The sequence below is a fragment of the Bacillus sp. GbtcB10 genome, assembly GCF_019091365.1.
Classification (GTDB): Bacteria; Bacillota; Bacilli; order Bacillales; family Bacillaceae; genus Bacillus; species Bacillus altitudinis.
The window spans coordinates 237,733-253,337 of record NZ_JAGXJP010000002.1 but is presented as its reverse complement, the minus strand read 5'-3'; the positions used below and the strand labels follow the sequence as shown (position 1 = coordinate 253,337).

The following is a 15,605-nucleotide window of genomic DNA, read 5'->3' as shown; positions in this document are numbered from 1 at the left end:
TATGATGAAAAAAAGAGACGAGCAGGGGGAGAGGCAGGATGACATATTACGGAGCGATTGAAGCTGGGGGAACAAAGTTCTGCTGTGCCATTGGTAATGAGCATGGGGATATCATAGAGGAATTAACCATTCCAACAGAGCACCCGGAAAAAACCATCCAATCACTTATTCCATTTTTTCAGCAACATGAAATTGCAGCATTAGGGGTCGGTTCCTTTGGACCGATTTGTGTCCAGAAAGACGATCCTTCTTACGGTTACATCATGAATACGCCGAAAGTTGAATGGAAGCATTACCCGTTGATACCTGAGCTGGAGAAACAATTAGGCGTACCGGTGTCCTTTACGACAGATGTCAATGCCGCAGCATTAGGTGAACTGACAAAAGGGGCCGCCAAAGGGCTAAGCAGCTGTCTGTATATCACGGTCGGTACGGGGATTGGTGCCGGGGCTGTTGTGAAAAATGAACTTCTCCACGGTCACTCACATCCAGAAATGGGGCACATCCTGGTCAGGCAGCATGAATCAGATCAGTTTGCAGGTGTCTGCCCAGCGCATGGTACTTGCTTAGAAGGACTGGCGGCAGGTCCAGCTATTGAGGCAAGGTGGGGAAAGCCGGCTAAAGAGCTTACCGAAGAAGAAGAAGTTTGGTCTCTTGAAGCAGATTATTTAGCACAGGCATTAATGCAATACACGCTGATATTAAGCCCAGAACGCATTATAATGGGTGGAGGCGTCATGAAGCAAAAACAGCTATTTCCGCTCATTCGAGAGAAGCTGGCTGCGTATGTCAATGATTATGTCGACATGCCGCCGCTTGATACATACATTGTCTCTCCTGGACTTGAGGACAAGGCAGGTATGACAGGTGCTTTGCTGCTAGCGATTGAAGCGAAGAGAAACGCCTGATAATAGAGTTTTCAAACGCAACATGAGATAATGAAAAAGATGGAATCTATGAAAAGGTGGTTGTTAACATGGTCAAAAGCTTGAATGATACCGTAACACTAAATAACGGAGTAGAAATGCCATGGTTTGGTTTAGGTGTATTCAAAGTGGAGGACGGCAACCAAGTGGTTGATGCCGTCAAAGCAGCCATACGAAACGGTTATCGCAGCATTGATACGGCTGCCGTTTATAAAAACGAGACAGGCGTAGGGAAAGCCATTAAAGAATCTGGCGTAAAAAGAGAAGAATTGTTCATTACGTCAAAAGTATGGAACACAGATCAAGGATATGACAAAGCACTCGCTGCATGCGACGCAAGCTTAAACCGGCTCGGTCTTGATTACTTAGACCTCTATTTGATTCATTGGCCTGGACCAAATGCAGATACATTTAAAGAGACATGGCGTGCGCTTGAGAAGCTTTATAAAGATGGAAAAGTAAGAGCGATTGGTGTCAGCAACTTCTACGTGCAGCATTTAGAAGAGCTGTTAAAAGATGCGGAGGTTGTTCCAGCGGTGAACCAAGTGGAGTTTCATCCAAAACTGACACTTGTCGAATTACGACAATATGCGAAAGAAAAAGGCATTCAAATTGAAGCATGGTCTCCGCTGATGCAAGGAAAGCTTTTGGATCATGACGTATTAAAGGAAATTGCAGCACAATACAACAAATCTGTGGCTCAAGTGATCTTGCGTTGGGATCTGCAAAGCGGCGTTGTCACCATTCCAAAATCAATCAATGAAGATCGCATTAAACAAAATGCCGACATTTTTGACTTCGAGCTTTCACAAGAAGACATGGAAAAAATCAATGCACTTAATAATAACGAACGTGTCGGGTCTAATCCAGAAACGATGACGGTTGGGTTTGAATAAATAAAATTATCCCCTCAGCGTGTAGACAAACCCTCGCATATTTTGTCAGTGCGTGCTGTTGCTCACGAATGTCAAATTCGCTCCGCGTCAGTACTCGTCATGCCTAGACTGCAAAGGTTTTCTATCACGCTGAAAAGAAGACAAAGGGCTAAAATGAACTTAATTTTAGCCCTTTGTCAACAATCTGAATCCCTTTCTCTTTTTGAGAAGGGGATTTTTTAATTCCTGCTTCTGCGCACAGCCAACAGCATGAGGAAAGACAGGATCACAATACAAATGGTCCAAGCCCACGCAAGTTCCATTCGTCCAGAATCAATCGCCACATAGATGGCTGTTGGGAGGGTTTGCGTTTTCCCAGGAATGTTGCCAGCGAACATTAAAGTCGCTCCAAATTCTCCTAACGCCCTTGCGAAACTTAAAACTGCACCAGAGAGAAGAGATGGCAGTGCGAGTGGGACGGTAATATAGGCAAAAACCTGAAAAGAATGCGCACCATCAACTTTTGCAGCACCTTCAATGTCTGACTCAATCGTAGAAAATCCAGCTTTCGCTGATTGATACATGAGCGGGAATGCGACAACTGTCGATGCAATGACTGCTGCCCAATAAGTGAAGATGACAGGCTGATGGAAGATCCATTCAATCGCTTGTCCAATCACACTGTTCTTCCCGAACGCAACGAGCAGCAGAAATCCTACGACCGTTGGCGGAAGGACAAGCGGCATCATGAGGAGCGTTTCCACGATCATTTTTCCTTTGAAAGATGTACGGGCCATCCAAAAACCAATGGACGTTCCTAAAACGACAGCCAATAATCCGCTGAAAGCAGCCACTTGTACGGACAGCCAGATAGGTGAAAGAAAATCTTCGGTCAGCATCGGCATTATTTCACTTGAAAGCCGTACTTTTTAAAAATCGCTGCGGCTGGATCTGATTGGAGATATTGAAAAAAAGCTTTCGCCTCTTTCATGTGATCGGTCTGTTTGACAATGCCAACAGGATAAATGATGGGGGAATGCATGTCTTGATTTGCCTCATCTACTATCTTTACTTTGCGAGAAACGAGCGCGTCCGTCTTATACACGACACCAGCTTCCACATTTCCTGTTTCGACATAGTTTAATACTTGACGAACATCCTTGCCATAGACAGCGTTCTGTTTCACCTGGTCCCATATATTCAGTTTTGTGAAAATCTCTTTTGCATATGTACCAGCAGGAACAGATTCAGGTGTACCAAGCGCTATCTTTCCTTTTATGTGATCAACATCGCGAAAGGTTTTGATAGAAGAGGAACCTTCTTTTGGCACGATGAGGACAAGCTCATTTTGTATGGCATCTTTTGTATGGTCCTGATCGATGTCGCCAGATTGAACAAGATCATCAAAAGGCTCTACAGCTGCTGAGAAGAAGAGATCCGCTTTTGCTCCTTGAGCGATTTGCTGCTTCAATGCGCCGGATGACCCGAAATTATTCGTGAGTGTCACGTTTGGATGAGCATCTTCATAGGCAGATTCAATCTCTTTCAAAGCATCCTGCAGGCTTGCCGCCGCTGAAATCACAAGTTCTGTCTTTTTGCTTTGATCTGGTGACGTCGACTCCGTTTGACACCCAGTCAGGAGCAAACAGATGGCGACGAAGGTTAAGAATAAATATTTCATGATCACACCTCTTTATCATTCAACATCATGTGTATCCTTTATTATAATCAAACTTATTTGACCATTCATAGGCTTTCAGGAAAAGAGAAAAGAAAAAGCCGCCAGAGGGCAGCTTTTAATGCTGATAAAAACGTAGTAAGTTCCCGTTGATCACTTTATCTGATAGAGACAGCTCTTTATTGGTTTTTTCTATATAGGGCTGGCATACTTCATCTTCTTCAACAGGTTGTTTTGTTTTTTGATCATAGCACGTGTTCTTTGTATAAAGATAATCATCCGTAATAAAGTTTCCATTTCTCAGCACAGCGAACGGTGTACGCTCATTGGAGAAAAGGTCATTTCCAAATTGAATAGAATCTTTTGATTCAATGCCGAGTAAATGAAGAAGTGTCGGTTTGACATCCATTTGACCGGCTGTTTCAGAAATGGTTTGAGGGGCCTCGTCTGTCACCCCAGGAATGTAAATCAAAAAAGGGACCCGCTGCAGTTTAACCGCATCAAACGGTGTGATTTCATCCTGCTTCAGCAGCTCTGCCATTGCCTCATGATGTGCTTCTGAAATGCCATAGTGGTCTCCCATTAAGACAAACATTGTATTTTCATATAGTCCTTCTTCTTTCATTCGTTCAAAGAACCTTTTGATGGCTTCATCTTGATAGCGAACGGTGGTCACATAGCGGTTTAAAATGGTGCTAGTCGAATCGTATTCATCAATGAACTGATCCTTTGGATCAATTTCAAATGGGAAGTGATTGGTTAAGGTAATAAATGTGCTGTAATAAGGCGTCTTCAGCTTTTTTAAATAATCGATGGATTGATCAAAAAAGTCGATATCTTTTAAGCCCCAGCCAGTCGAATTCTGTTCATTGACATCAAATGAATCGACATCATAAAAGCGGTCAATCCCAAGAGATTCATACATCACATCACGATTCCAGAACGTTTTATTATTCGCATGAAATTGGACGGATTGATAATTCTCTTTTTTCAATTGCTTGTACAGTGTGTCATATTCGTTGTCACTCGCTGTGAAAAAGACAGCGCCACTGCTAGATGGATAGAGGGAGTTTGCGACGATAAACTCTGAGTCCGACGTTTTGCCTTGCTCTGTCTGCTGATAAAATTCATCAAAATAGAAGCTTTTTTTGGCAAGTTGATTTAAAAATGGTGTGATATATTGTCCATTCACCTTTTGATTCATGACAAATTGCTGCGTTGATTCAAGTGAAATGAACACGACATTTTTGCCTTTAGCAAGTCCAAAGTAGTCTTCATTCGGTGCACTGTAATCAGCTTTTGTGTAGTTTGCCACTGTTGAAAGTGTATCTTCGTCAGCAAAGGCTTTTTGACCAATACGTGCTGTTTGAGCGGCACCGTCATACAAATGGAATTGAAACAGCCCAAGGTTGCGTACAATGACTTCTCGATCATACGAGCTTGTCAAAAATCGAGGGTGGTCCATCAAAGCTGAGCTGACATGGAACAATAGCAAGCTGCAGCAAACCACATAGTATGTTTTGATCGTCTTAAAAGACGCTTTTGGTGATAGCGGTTTCCGTTTTAAGAGCCATGCCAGCACTACAAAATCAATCAGCATGAGTATAAATAGCGGATGAAACAATTCAGTCATACTGCTGCCCATATCTCCCATGTTCTTTGCTTGAAATAAGACAGGAATGGTAATGAAATCAATATAAAAACCGTAAAAGATCGTATTCGATATCAAAATGGCTGTCAAAATAAAATTTGTGGTCAATAAAAAGACCTTTTGTTTCGTTTCATTTAAGAAAAGAGCAATCCCAAACAAAGGGAGCAAAAAGCTAAGTGGATTAATCAAAAGCAGCCACTCGTGAAACAGATTGGCCGTTCGTATATGAAATCCGAATTGATAAATGATGTATGTTTTCATCCACATAAAGAGGATGGAGTACACTAAAAACCAGTGATTTTTGAAAAACGCTTTCATTTATGTAACTCCTCACCATTCTGTATTCAGCTGCAAGGCAAAAACACTTATCTTAAAACTACTAAAAAAATGAGGAATGATCAATTCATATCCTGCTTTTTTGCAAAACTCTTTTTTCTTTTTCTAAAACGGCAATGGGATGGATATTCCGCAAATGACAGCCATGTAATAGCAGGTGACAATGGTCAGAGCAGCTAGTACGACTTGTTCTCCTGTGCTGCCTGTTTTGACATAAAAGGGGAGGCGTACTTTCATGGTTGCAGGGAACAAAAGTTTAATACCGTTCACTGTGCCTGCATCAAGGATGAGGTGGCTTGCCATCCCAACTAGTAACCCGGTACTGAGGCTGTCATTTGGAATGTATGTTGTCGCAATAAAATAAATGATCAGCAGAAATAATAAACTATGTGTAAAGGTGCGGTGACCGAATACACTACTGATCAGTGTGGAAAGGAGCGGGAATTTCCTGCCGATTTTGCTTTTCGTATGACATAGATCTGGGATGAGGGCACCTACTGATCCAGCAGCAGCCATCGTCACTGGTTCGAATCCGTAATAATAGGCGACGGCTGTGGAGGCGGCAATTCCGCCCATAATATGTGTTTTTCCTGTCATGATGCGTACTCCTGTTCTGTTTTTTGTTCAAGTACTCACTATATCAAGGGTGAATCCATTCAGCAAGGCTTATTTCTAAAGAAAATGGGATAAAATAGTTGGCTGTTTGGAAAAACATTCTATAATAAGAAGGAAGTCATGTTGACACTAACGATAAGGATGCGATTCGGATGAGTAATGCAGACATTTTAAAAGAAATTGTTCTTGTACATTATGAAGTCAGCCGTAAATTAAACCGCAAGTTACTTGAGTTAGAAAAAGACATCACGCCTCCACAGATATATGCTCTTTCTATATTGATACAAGGAAAAGTATCACATGCTGAAGAGCTCAAACAAAGACTCTCTCTCAACCCAGGTGCCGCTTCCATAGCTCTCAATAAATTATGTGAGCAAGGCTACATTCAGAGAGAACGGGACAAGGACGATCATTCCCTTGTCCGGCTAGAAGCCACGGAAAAAGGGCTGGCTATTTACGAAAAGCATACACGTCTTTTTGGAAAGGTGATTCAGCATATGATGTCAGACTTCACAGAGGAAGACTTAAAGACCTTTCTAACGTATTTGCAAAAAATGAGACAGACCTTTCACGATGAATGAACCGCTCCTCTTTGTATAATGCTGAGCGCTGTAGCACAAATTAAACAGGCAAAGGCATTTTATGAAAAGGGGGGAAATAGCGATGTCATTTTTCCAAAAGGATAAAAAGGCGAAAAGCGAGAAAGACCATCAGCAGGTTGATCAGCTGTTAGAAGAAGCAAGTAAAGAACTAGCAGGCGATCCGCTTCAGGAAGCTGTCCAAAAGAAGAAAAACAACCATCAATAAGCTGACAAAAAGGCGGAGAATCATTTCTCTGCCTTTTTTCTATGTTTTTCCCTTTGACAGATATGAGAATGTTTGATAACCTTCGTGTAGTAAAAATGAATAGAAATCCTCACGCTATGTCTCAGTGAGGTAGAGGTTGCGCGGATGATGAGTCACTCATGGGAGAGATGGAATCGTTGATCATGAGAAAAAAGGCATCAGCGCCGAAGTGTAGAGAGAGCTCCAACTTTCTTTATGCTGGGTCTGCATTGAACAAATGCAGGACTGCCACGTCTTTGAAGCGTGGAGGGCTATCCGGAGATCAAGGTGTATGTTTTGAAAAGCATGGACTTTTGTTCAGGCTTTTTTTTATGTTCTGATTGCCTAAGAAAAGGGTATGCTGGTAAGAAAGTGACCCAACATGAACATAAAGAATGCAAGTCATTGCTTCACAAATATATCAATGAAGATACTGCCGGGTCTGGTCCAAAGTGAATATAACGGAGGTACGAAAATGGAACAGACAAAAAAATGGGGTTTTTGGTTATTGACGGCTTTTGTCGTCGGAAATATGGTAGGTTCAGGCATCTTTATGCTGCCTAGTACACTTGCCCAGCATGCAAGTCCTTTAGGTGTGACGATGGCATGGCTTGTCACAGGTGGCGGCGTACTGATGATTGCCTTTGTGTTTGGACATTTGTCCATTCATAAACCGCAGCTAACTGCTGGACCACAAAGCTATGCAAGAGCGCTTTTTAAAGATCCGAAAAAAGGAAAAGCAGCCGGTTTTACAATGGTTTGGGGATATTGGGTGGCAAGCTGGATTAGTAATGTCGCCATTATCACAAGCCTAGCTGGTTATTTAACAACCTTTTTCCCAATTTTAACCGTGAAAACGGAGGTCTTTACTTTTGGAAAAGAAGCGATCACACTTGGTCAGCTCACAACGTTTATCGTATGTACAATCCTTCTATGGGGGACTCATACGATTTTAATTACAAGCTTAAGCGCAGCAAGTAAGCTGAACTTTATTACGACCTTTTCAAAGGTGCTTGGATTCGTCCTTTTTATTGTCGCAGGCTTATTTGCATTCCAAACAGCATTATTTGAACATTATTACTTCCCTGTTGAAGCAGCAAGTGGTGAAGGAGTGCTCGGACTTGGAGGTCAAATTCATCATGCGGCCATTTCCACACTATGGGCATTTATCGGCATCGAATCTGCTGTCATTTTATCAGGAAGAGCTTCCTCGCAGCGTGATGTCAAACGTGCGACGATTACAGGACTTTTAATTGCACTGTCTATTTATATGATTATTACCTTGATTACAATGGGCGTTCTGCCGCATGATCAATTGCAAGGTTCTGATAAACCATTCGTAGACGTGCTTCAGCTCATTATCGGACCGGCTGGCGGCATTGTCATGGCACTTCTTGCGATCATTTGTTTATTTGGTTCGATGCTTGGCTGGATTTTGCTTGGTTCTGAAGTCCCTTATCAAGCAGCAAAAGCTGGCGATTTCCCAGCAGTGTTTGCAAAAACAAACAAAAAAGGCAGTCCTGTTATTGCTTTGACTGTCACAAATATCATGTCACAGCTGTTTATTTTCTCAGTCATGTCACGTACGATTAATGAAGCCTTTACTTTCTTAACAACATCAGCGACACTTGCGTATCTCATTCCGTATATCGTGTCGTCGATCTACAGCTTTAAGGTCATCATGCAAGGTGACACATATGAGCTCCAAAAAGGAAACCGGACAAGAGACGGGATCATTGCGCTTGTGGCCATGGGGTATTCCGCTTGGGTCATTATTTCAGGCACAGCTGATTTCAAAACATTTGGTCTTGGTATTGGATTGTTCTTAGTTGGCATTTTACTCTACCCATTCATGTCCAAAAAATTTGCCAAAGGTACAGTTTAAAAAATACGTTTCTCCAGCATTGGAGAAACGTATTTTTTTATGAGGCAGATGTTAATCGATCCACAATAAATTCGAGCTGACCTTCTAGTGAAACAGGGTCATTAAAGAAGTAACCGACTGTATCTGTTTCAAATACGCGTTTGTTTTGGACAGCAGGAAGTGATGCCCAGATGCTGCTTTTATACACTTGATCGCCATTACTTTTTGAACCGCTCCATGGGCTTGTGAAAATATAATCACCTGCAAATTCTGGAAGCTTTTCAAGAGAAATGTTTGCATAACCGACACCACTGTCGATGGCTTCTTTTTGGACGGCCTTCGGAGCTTTTAATTTCAGTTCGTCATAAATGATTTCACCACCGCGTGCAAAAGTGTTACCGAAAATGTAAATGCCCTTATCGAATGGTGATACGATCGAAACGGTTTTGTTTCCTACAGCTTTTGTTACTTTTGGTTTCACTTCAGCAATTTTGGCATCCCATTTTGTGATCCAATCCGTTGCTTTTTTTGATGTGCCTGTCATTTTACCGAATTCTTTTAGCTGGTCTTTAAACGAATATTGATTGTATTGAATGGCGACTGTAGGTGCAATTTTTTTGTATTGATCAAATTTCTCATCTTCTCCCCAAGCAATGATCATATCCGGCTTCAAAGAGGCTACTTTCTCAACAGAGGGAGATTTTCCAATATTTTTCACTCCATCTGTTTTTCCTTTATAGAAAGGGTTTTTAAAGATGGGCGCAGTAGCAGCAATTGGGGTTTTGCCGAGTGTGACGAGATCCCCGTAATAGCTTTCCGCCAGAAGCACAATACGTTTTGGGTTTTGAGGCAGTTTCACTTCACCCTTTACATCTTGATAGGTGATCGTGTCATTTTTTTTGGCTCCCGATTCTTTATTGGAAGTGCTGCCGCAAGCAGCAGTAAAAATCATAAGGGTCATGAAGGAAATCAAAAGAAGTCCAGTTCGTTTTTTCACTAAAGTTCGCTCCTATTCAATTGTTTATGATAATGATTCTCATTTGCAATTATATCTTATCATGATAGAAGAAAAAATGCATCGGCTATTTTATGACCAAAATGAAAATGGTGAAATTCTCCCGGTTTTTTGATGAAAATAAAGAAATTTATCAGAACAAGGATTTCAAAACGTGAAGAAAGTGATATACTAGACTCCGAGATTGATAATCATTATCACTAATAACGAATAGATATGAACGGAAAGGAAGAGACTGGTTTTGGGCTCACAATCGAATAAACAGCTGTCAGCTAAAGATGATGCGATAGATATTGTGACAAAGCCTTTTGGTACAGCAGCTGTTGTCATCATAGGAATCATTGCTTTAGCATTTGGTCTTTTTTTATCAGTATCGCTAGGAGCGGCAAACATTCATTTACACACGGTATGGGAAGCCGTCTTTCATTTTGACTCACAACAAACCTCACATCAAATCATTAGGGAACTAAGGCTGCCGCGTACAGTTGGTGCCGCACTTGTCGGTGCCTTTTTAGCAGTATCGGGTGCCATCATGCAAGGCATGACAAGAAATGCGCTTGCGTCTCCTGAAATCATGGGTGTGACAAATGGCTCTGCATTTGCGATTGCCATTGCGTTTGCTTTTTTCCCAGGCCAATCTTCTTTTACATTAATTCTTTGGTCATTTTTGGGTGCAGCACTTGGCGCCTCTATTGTATTTGGGGTTGGAACCCTTTCAAAAGGGGGACTTACTCCTGTGAAACTCGCATTAGCCGGTACGGCTGTTGGCGCACTTTTAAGCTCAATTTCCTCAGCGATTGCCATTCGATTTGACGTCGCGCAAGATATGAGTTTTTGGTACGCAGGCGGTGTGGCTGGGGTAAATTGGAGCAATATTAAGATCATCATTCCAGTTGCGGTTGTAGGACTGATCATCGCTATGGTTCTTGCCCGCTCCATCACGGTTTTAAGCTTGGGCGATGAATTAGCAAAAGGGCTTGGACAATATACACGAACAGTCAAGGTACTTGGCATATTGGTCGTGATCCTTTTAACAGGTGCAGCCGTGTCAGTTGCAGGTTCTATTGGCTTTATCGGGCTTGTGATTCCTCATGTTACGCGTTTCTTGGTCGGCGTTGACTATCGCTGGATTATACCTTGCTCAGCTATTTTAGGGGCTATTTTGCTCATTTATGCAGACATTGCGGCAAGGCTTGTCAATGCGCCGTTTGAAACGCCAGTTGGTGCCATTACAGCCATTATAGGCGTTCCTTTCTTCTTATATTTAGCGAGACGTGAAAGGAGCGGAATTTAAATGGAAATGGTGCAGCAGGCAAAGAAAAAGAAATACAAACGAACGATGGTCATGATCTTTTTAGCCATCGTGGCTGTGTTCCTGATTAGTTTAAATACCGGAGAGATAAGGATTTCTCCGATGGATACATTCAAAACATTTTTTGGACTTGGAAGTGAAATGGATGAGCTTGTATTATTCGAGTTCAGACTTCCAAGGATGGTCATCGCTTTACTTGTTGGCGCTTCTATCGCTGTATCAGGAGCCATTTGGCAAGGTGTTTCTCAAAATGGTTTAGCTGATCCCGGCATTCTAGGTGTAAATGCGGGTGCAGGTTTTGCGGTGGTTTTGTTTATCTTTGCCTTTCAGGGTTCGATGTCGAACTTAGGTGATTTTTCAATATTTGTACTGCCGCTTTTCGCTTTCGTAGGTGCCGCCTTTGCTGCATTTCTCATTTATGTACTAGCGTGGAAAAAGGGCATTACACCTGTTCGATTGATTTTAACTGGTATTGGGATCAATGCTGCATTTTCGGCAGCGATTGTGGTTATTCAATTAAAGATGAGCCCAAATGATTTTAACCAAGCCATTGTGTGGCTGTCAGGAAGTATTTGGGGCTCAAGTTGGACATATGTCTTATCAGTCGTGCCGTGGATGCTGATTTTTCTTGTATTAGCGATGGTGAGGGCACGCTACTTAAATATCATGAATTTGGGTGATCAGATATCTTATGGCTTAGGGATTTCAGTTCATAAAGAAAGAAGTTTTCTCATGCTGATTGCAGTTGCATTAGCCGGTGCGAGTGTCGCTGTTGCAGGGAGTATATCGTTCCTAGGGTTAGCGGCACCACACCTCGCAAGAAAGCTAGTTGGTCCGAAACATCAAGGAATGATACCGGCGTCCGCTATGATTGGTGCACTGCTGTTATTACTTGCAGATACACTTGGGCGTGTCATACTTGCTCCATCAGAGGTGCCCGTTGGACTTGTCGTTTCTGCCTTAGGCGCACCTTACTTCATTTACTTATTGATGAAAACGAACTAATGAGGAAGGAGAGTACAACAGATGAAATCACTTGAAACAGAAAAGCTTTGTATTGGCTATCATGACCGTTTGATTGTAGACGATTTAAATATCAGCATCCCAAAAGGCAAGGTGACGACATTAATTGGGCCGAATGGGTGCGGGAAGTCAACGATTTTAAAAACAATGTCTCGTATTATGAAGTCCCATCAAGGTGCTGTTTATTTAAATGGCCAGGCGATCCATCAAACACCAACAAAAGAAATTTCAAAACAAATGGCCATCTTACCGCAGACGCCTGAAGCGCCAAGTGGTCTGACCGTTTATGAGCTTGTGTCATATGGACGTTTCCCGCATCAAAATGGATTTGGTCGTTTATCAAATGAGGACAAACGAATCATCAGATGGGCACTTGAGGAGACGGGAATGATTGCGTTTCATGACCGGCCAATTGAAGCGCTCTCCGGTGGACAGCGTCAGCGGGTATGGATTGCGATGGCACTCGCTCAGGAAACAGAGCTGCTTTTATTAGACGAACCAACGACGTATTTAGATCTTGCTCATCAGCTGGAGATCCTTCAGCTGTTAGAACGCTTAAACAGAGAGCAGGGCAGAACGGTGCTGATGGTGATTCATGACCTGAATCATGCTGCACGCTTTTCACATTACATGATTTCCCTCAATCAAGGGAAAGTCATTAAAGAGGGTACGCCTCATGAGGTCATGACAAAAGAGGTGCTCAGTCAGGTGTTCCACATCGATGCAGAAATTGTGCTTGATCCGAGAACGAATAAGCCGATCTGTTTAACATATGACTTAATGAATCATGAAAGAAAGCTTGAAGCTGTGAACGGATAATAGATGGACAAAAACTCGGTATATATGACCGAGTTTTTTTGCATCTTCTGGTATTACCTATTGATGCCATTTTCTCCAGTTGATCTTTTTTCGCTTTTATGTAGAAAAGAGGTACTTTTTTACTTTGGACAATGGTAATATACGGTTAGAGATCATAGCTAGAAAGGAAAGAGATGCGTGGAAACAGCAAAAATATTGATTGCAGATGACGAAGAAGCAATTGTAAAAATGGTTGAACGCGTATTAAAAAAAGAAGGGTTTCAACATATTTATAAAGCCTATCATGCAGATGAAGCATTAGATATTGTCAAAAACGAGGACATCCACCTCTTACTTCTAGATGTGATGATGCCCGGTAAGTCTGGCTTTGATGTTCTGCCTGACATCAGGAAAATGACGAAGGCACCGATTTTCTATTTAACAGCAAGAACGTCTGATGTAGACAAATTGACTGGATTTGCACAAGGTGCAGACGATTACATCACAAAGCCATTTAATCCGTTAGAGCTAGTAGCTAGAATTAAGGCGCACTTAAACCGAACTTATGTCTCCTTACAGGAGGAGCAGGAAGAAGCGCACAGTCAATATGAATATACTCATTTCTCGTACCATCCTCATGCAGCCGAGTTGAAAGTAAGGGGAAAGGTGACGGCTTGCTCAGCTCAGCTTTTGTCCTTGCTGAAGTATTTTTGTGACCATCCGAATGTAGTACTTTCAAAAGATCAAATCTATGAGAAAGTATGGGGGGTTCCGTCATATGGTGACAACAACACCGTCATGGTTCATATCCGAAAGCTGAGAGAAAAAATAGAGTTAGATCCAAGTCAGCCTGAATATATTGTGACGATCCGTGGTATGGGCTATAAGTTCATTCCGCAACCTGTGAAGGTTCTTCAATAGTTTATGAATTTACGAACAAAACTTTTCTTTCACTTTGTCGGACAAATGTTTATTGTCATCGTCATTCTAACGATCGGGCAAACATTCTCTGAAAATCTTTATTTTCAAAAACGCTATGAGAATATGACTGAAACTGGTTTAACGAAGGCAGATGGAGATACACTCATGAGCTGGCTTTATTTTAACGAGGATGGAAAAATGGAAGCCGATGATCAGCTCAAACAAGCAGTGGAAAAACGTGATGGCTGGCTACAAGTGATTGATTCCAAAAAACGCAACGTCTATAGCTATCAACTCCCTAAAAACATTCCAACATCCTATCAAAAGGATGAAATGATCAAGATCTTTGAAAAAAGACAATTTAAAGATTATAAGATGTACTTCTGGCCAATTGAGATTGATCAAGAAAGCTTTATCGTCTTATATGGATTTAAAACGAACAGCACAAAGGTAGCCAATTATCTCAAGCAGCATGAAAAAAACCTGGCTGCATTGTCTCAATATTCAGTTGAAACAAAAGAATTTTTGAAAAGAATGAATGGATCGGTGCATCTGTTTAATGAAGAAGGAAAATACTTAAAAGGTATCCGAGCCAAAAATAATTTGAAAAATAACGTAACGGATGTTGAACTGCTCAAGTATCAATCAAAGCCTTGGGAGTTTAGAAGTGACCTGTCGTATATCAAAGTGAATAAGGATTTGTATATGATTGTTTCGGTGCCAAACAAAGTATACAGCCCAGACGAGCTTTATGATAAAGAGACAGAGGCTTTAAACCAATATACAACGCTTTTGATTGCAGGTCTTGCGCTTACGATTATTATCGTTATGACATTATGGTACTCGTATCGCTATGGGCTACCGATCTATCACATTATCCGCTGGCTGATTTTCTTATCAAGAAATAAATTGCAGGAGCCAACAAATAGAAAAGGTATTCCAGTAAGTAAAAATAAAAAGGGCCGTATTAAGCGGGAGTACCGGCTGTTTGAGGATATCCTCAAAACAATGGATCAGCTCACCAATACGTTAAAAGAGAATGAAGCAAACCGAAGAAAAATTCAAACCACAAGGGAAGAATGGATCGCAGGGCTGTCTCATGATCTAAAAACGCCTCTTAGCACGATTTACGGCTATGGATTAATGCTAGAATCAGATCAATACCAATGGTCCAAGGAAGAAGTCATGGAAATGGGACAAGTCATTCGTGAGAAATCAGAATACATGTCGACCTTGATTGAGGATTTAAACCTCACGTATCGATTGAAAAATGGTGCATTGCCTATTAATCGAAAACCTGTTGAGCTTGGTGAATTTTTAGCCTCCATTATGGACGAGTTTTCAAGAAGCACGCTTTCAGAAGATTATTTATCATCCTTTGAAGATCAAACAGAGGGTGTCATGTTTGAGATCGATAAAGCCTGGTTTAGACGAGTCATTGAGAACCTGCTGGCGAACGCAGTGAAGCATAACCAGAAAGGTACTCTTATTCAAGCTGTTCTATCTGAAACAAATGATGAAGTTCGGATCGAAATGAAAGATAACGGACGCGGAATGGCGCAAGAAACAGTGGATCATTTATTTAATCGTTACTATAGAGGGACAAATACGAATGATCCAACAAATGGAACAGGACTAGGACTGGCGATTGCAAAAGAGCTTGTCTTACTGCACGATGGCGATATTCAAGTAGAAAGTGAATTAGGTCAAGGAACAACTATTGCGATTATCCTAAAGAAAACACCATCTGTAAAATAGCCAAAAAA

At 41.6% G+C, this 15,605-nt stretch carries 15 protein-coding genes and 1 riboswitch; of the genes, 10 read left to right on the top strand and 5 right to left on the bottom strand.

The features are described from left to right. Nucleotides 1–38 precede the first annotated feature (38 nt). Both KVT11_RS06720 and KVT11_RS06715 read left to right on the top strand, forming a co-directional pair. Nucleotides 39–908, top strand: a complete 870-nt coding sequence (locus KVT11_RS06720; RefSeq protein ID WP_035389396.1) for an ROK family protein — start codon at nucleotides 39–41, stop codon at nucleotides 906–908. Nucleotides 909–976: 68 nt separating this feature from the next. Beyond that, entirely contained in the window at nucleotides 977–1,822 is an 846-nt protein-coding gene (locus tag KVT11_RS06715) for an aldo/keto reductase (RefSeq protein ID WP_041507765.1), read from the top strand. Nucleotides 1,823–2,040: 218 nt separating this feature from the next. Here KVT11_RS06715 and modB read toward each other — a convergent pair whose 3' ends face one another. The 4 genes from modB to KVT11_RS06695 all read right to left on the bottom strand — a co-directional run bounded on the left by modB (nucleotide 2,041) and on the right by KVT11_RS06695 (nucleotide 6,063). Beyond that, on the bottom strand, nucleotides 2,041–2,706 hold the full coding sequence (gene modB, locus KVT11_RS06710; RefSeq protein ID WP_041507764.1) for a molybdate ABC transporter permease subunit: 666 nt from the start codon (nucleotides 2,704–2,706) through the stop codon (nucleotides 2,041–2,043). After that, nucleotides 2,706–3,482, bottom strand: a complete 777-nt coding sequence (modA, locus tag KVT11_RS06705) for a molybdate ABC transporter substrate-binding protein (protein WP_116306211.1) — start codon at nucleotides 3,480–3,482, stop codon at nucleotides 2,706–2,708. Before modA ends, modB begins: the two co-directional genes overlap by 1 nt. Before the next feature lie 115 nt (nucleotides 3,483–3,597). Then, a complete protein-coding gene (locus KVT11_RS06700) occupies nucleotides 3,598–5,448 on the bottom strand; it encodes an LTA synthase family protein (RefSeq protein WP_116306210.1) in 1,851 nt (616 codons plus the stop codon). Between the two features lie 123 nt (nucleotides 5,449–5,571). Beyond that, nucleotides 5,572–6,063, bottom strand: a complete 492-nt coding sequence (locus KVT11_RS06695) for a metal-dependent hydrolase (RefSeq protein ID WP_025207969.1) — start codon at nucleotides 6,061–6,063, stop codon at nucleotides 5,572–5,574. 170 nt (nucleotides 6,064–6,233) lie between these two features. On the opposite strand from KVT11_RS06695, the gene KVT11_RS06690 reads away from it, so the two are divergent. The 3 genes from KVT11_RS06690 (at nucleotide 6,234) to KVT11_RS06680 (ending at nucleotide 8,791) form a co-directional block, all read left to right on the top strand. Then, nucleotides 6,234–6,662 (top strand): MarR family winged helix-turn-helix transcriptional regulator, encoded by a 429-nt coding sequence (locus KVT11_RS06690; protein WP_007500254.1) that lies wholly within the window; start codon nucleotides 6,234–6,236, stop codon nucleotides 6,660–6,662. Between the two features lie 82 nt (nucleotides 6,663–6,744). Then, nucleotides 6,745–6,888, top strand: coding sequence for a small acid-soluble spore protein SspJ (sspJ, locus tag KVT11_RS06685; RefSeq protein WP_008347117.1), 144 nt, complete (start codon nucleotides 6,745–6,747; stop codon nucleotides 6,886–6,888). 122 nt (nucleotides 6,889–7,010) lie between these two features. Next, nucleotides 7,011–7,189: riboswitch (Lysine riboswitch) on the top strand. Nucleotides 7,190–7,381: 192 nt separating this feature from the next. Next, entirely contained in the window at nucleotides 7,382–8,791 is a 1,410-nt protein-coding gene (locus tag KVT11_RS06680) for an amino acid permease (protein ID WP_079919081.1), read from the top strand. 37 nt (nucleotides 8,792–8,828) lie between these two features. Here the strand turns inward: KVT11_RS06680 and KVT11_RS06675 are convergent, their stop codons facing one another. Then, entirely contained in the window at nucleotides 8,829–9,767 is a 939-nt protein-coding gene (locus KVT11_RS06675) for an iron-hydroxamate ABC transporter substrate-binding protein (protein WP_047945408.1), read from the bottom strand. Between the two features lie 259 nt (nucleotides 9,768–10,026). Between KVT11_RS06675 and KVT11_RS06670 the strand changes: the two genes are divergently transcribed. From KVT11_RS06670 to KVT11_RS06650, 5 genes are all read left to right on the top strand, one after another. Then, nucleotides 10,027–11,079, top strand: a complete 1,053-nt coding sequence (locus KVT11_RS06670) for a FecCD family ABC transporter permease (RefSeq protein WP_017368049.1) — start codon at nucleotides 10,027–10,029, stop codon at nucleotides 11,077–11,079. Further along, nucleotides 11,080–12,102, top strand: coding sequence for a FecCD family ABC transporter permease (locus tag KVT11_RS06665; protein WP_048003212.1), 1,023 nt, complete (start codon nucleotides 11,080–11,082; stop codon nucleotides 12,100–12,102). A gap of 21 nt (nucleotides 12,103–12,123) precedes the next feature. Further along, nucleotides 12,124–12,939, top strand: a complete 816-nt coding sequence (locus KVT11_RS06660) for an ABC transporter ATP-binding protein (RefSeq protein ID WP_116306208.1) — start codon at nucleotides 12,124–12,126, stop codon at nucleotides 12,937–12,939. A 177-nt stretch (nucleotides 12,940–13,116) separates the two neighbouring features. Further along, complete coding sequence (locus tag KVT11_RS06655; protein ID WP_048002131.1) at nucleotides 13,117–13,839, top strand: response regulator transcription factor; 723 nt, start codon at nucleotides 13,117–13,119, stop codon at nucleotides 13,837–13,839. A gap of 3 nt (nucleotides 13,840–13,842) precedes the next feature. Continuing rightward, nucleotides 13,843–15,597, top strand: a complete 1,755-nt coding sequence (locus KVT11_RS06650; RefSeq protein WP_017359251.1) for a HAMP domain-containing sensor histidine kinase — start codon at nucleotides 13,843–13,845, stop codon at nucleotides 15,595–15,597. Nucleotides 15,598–15,605: the final 8 nt, after the last annotated feature.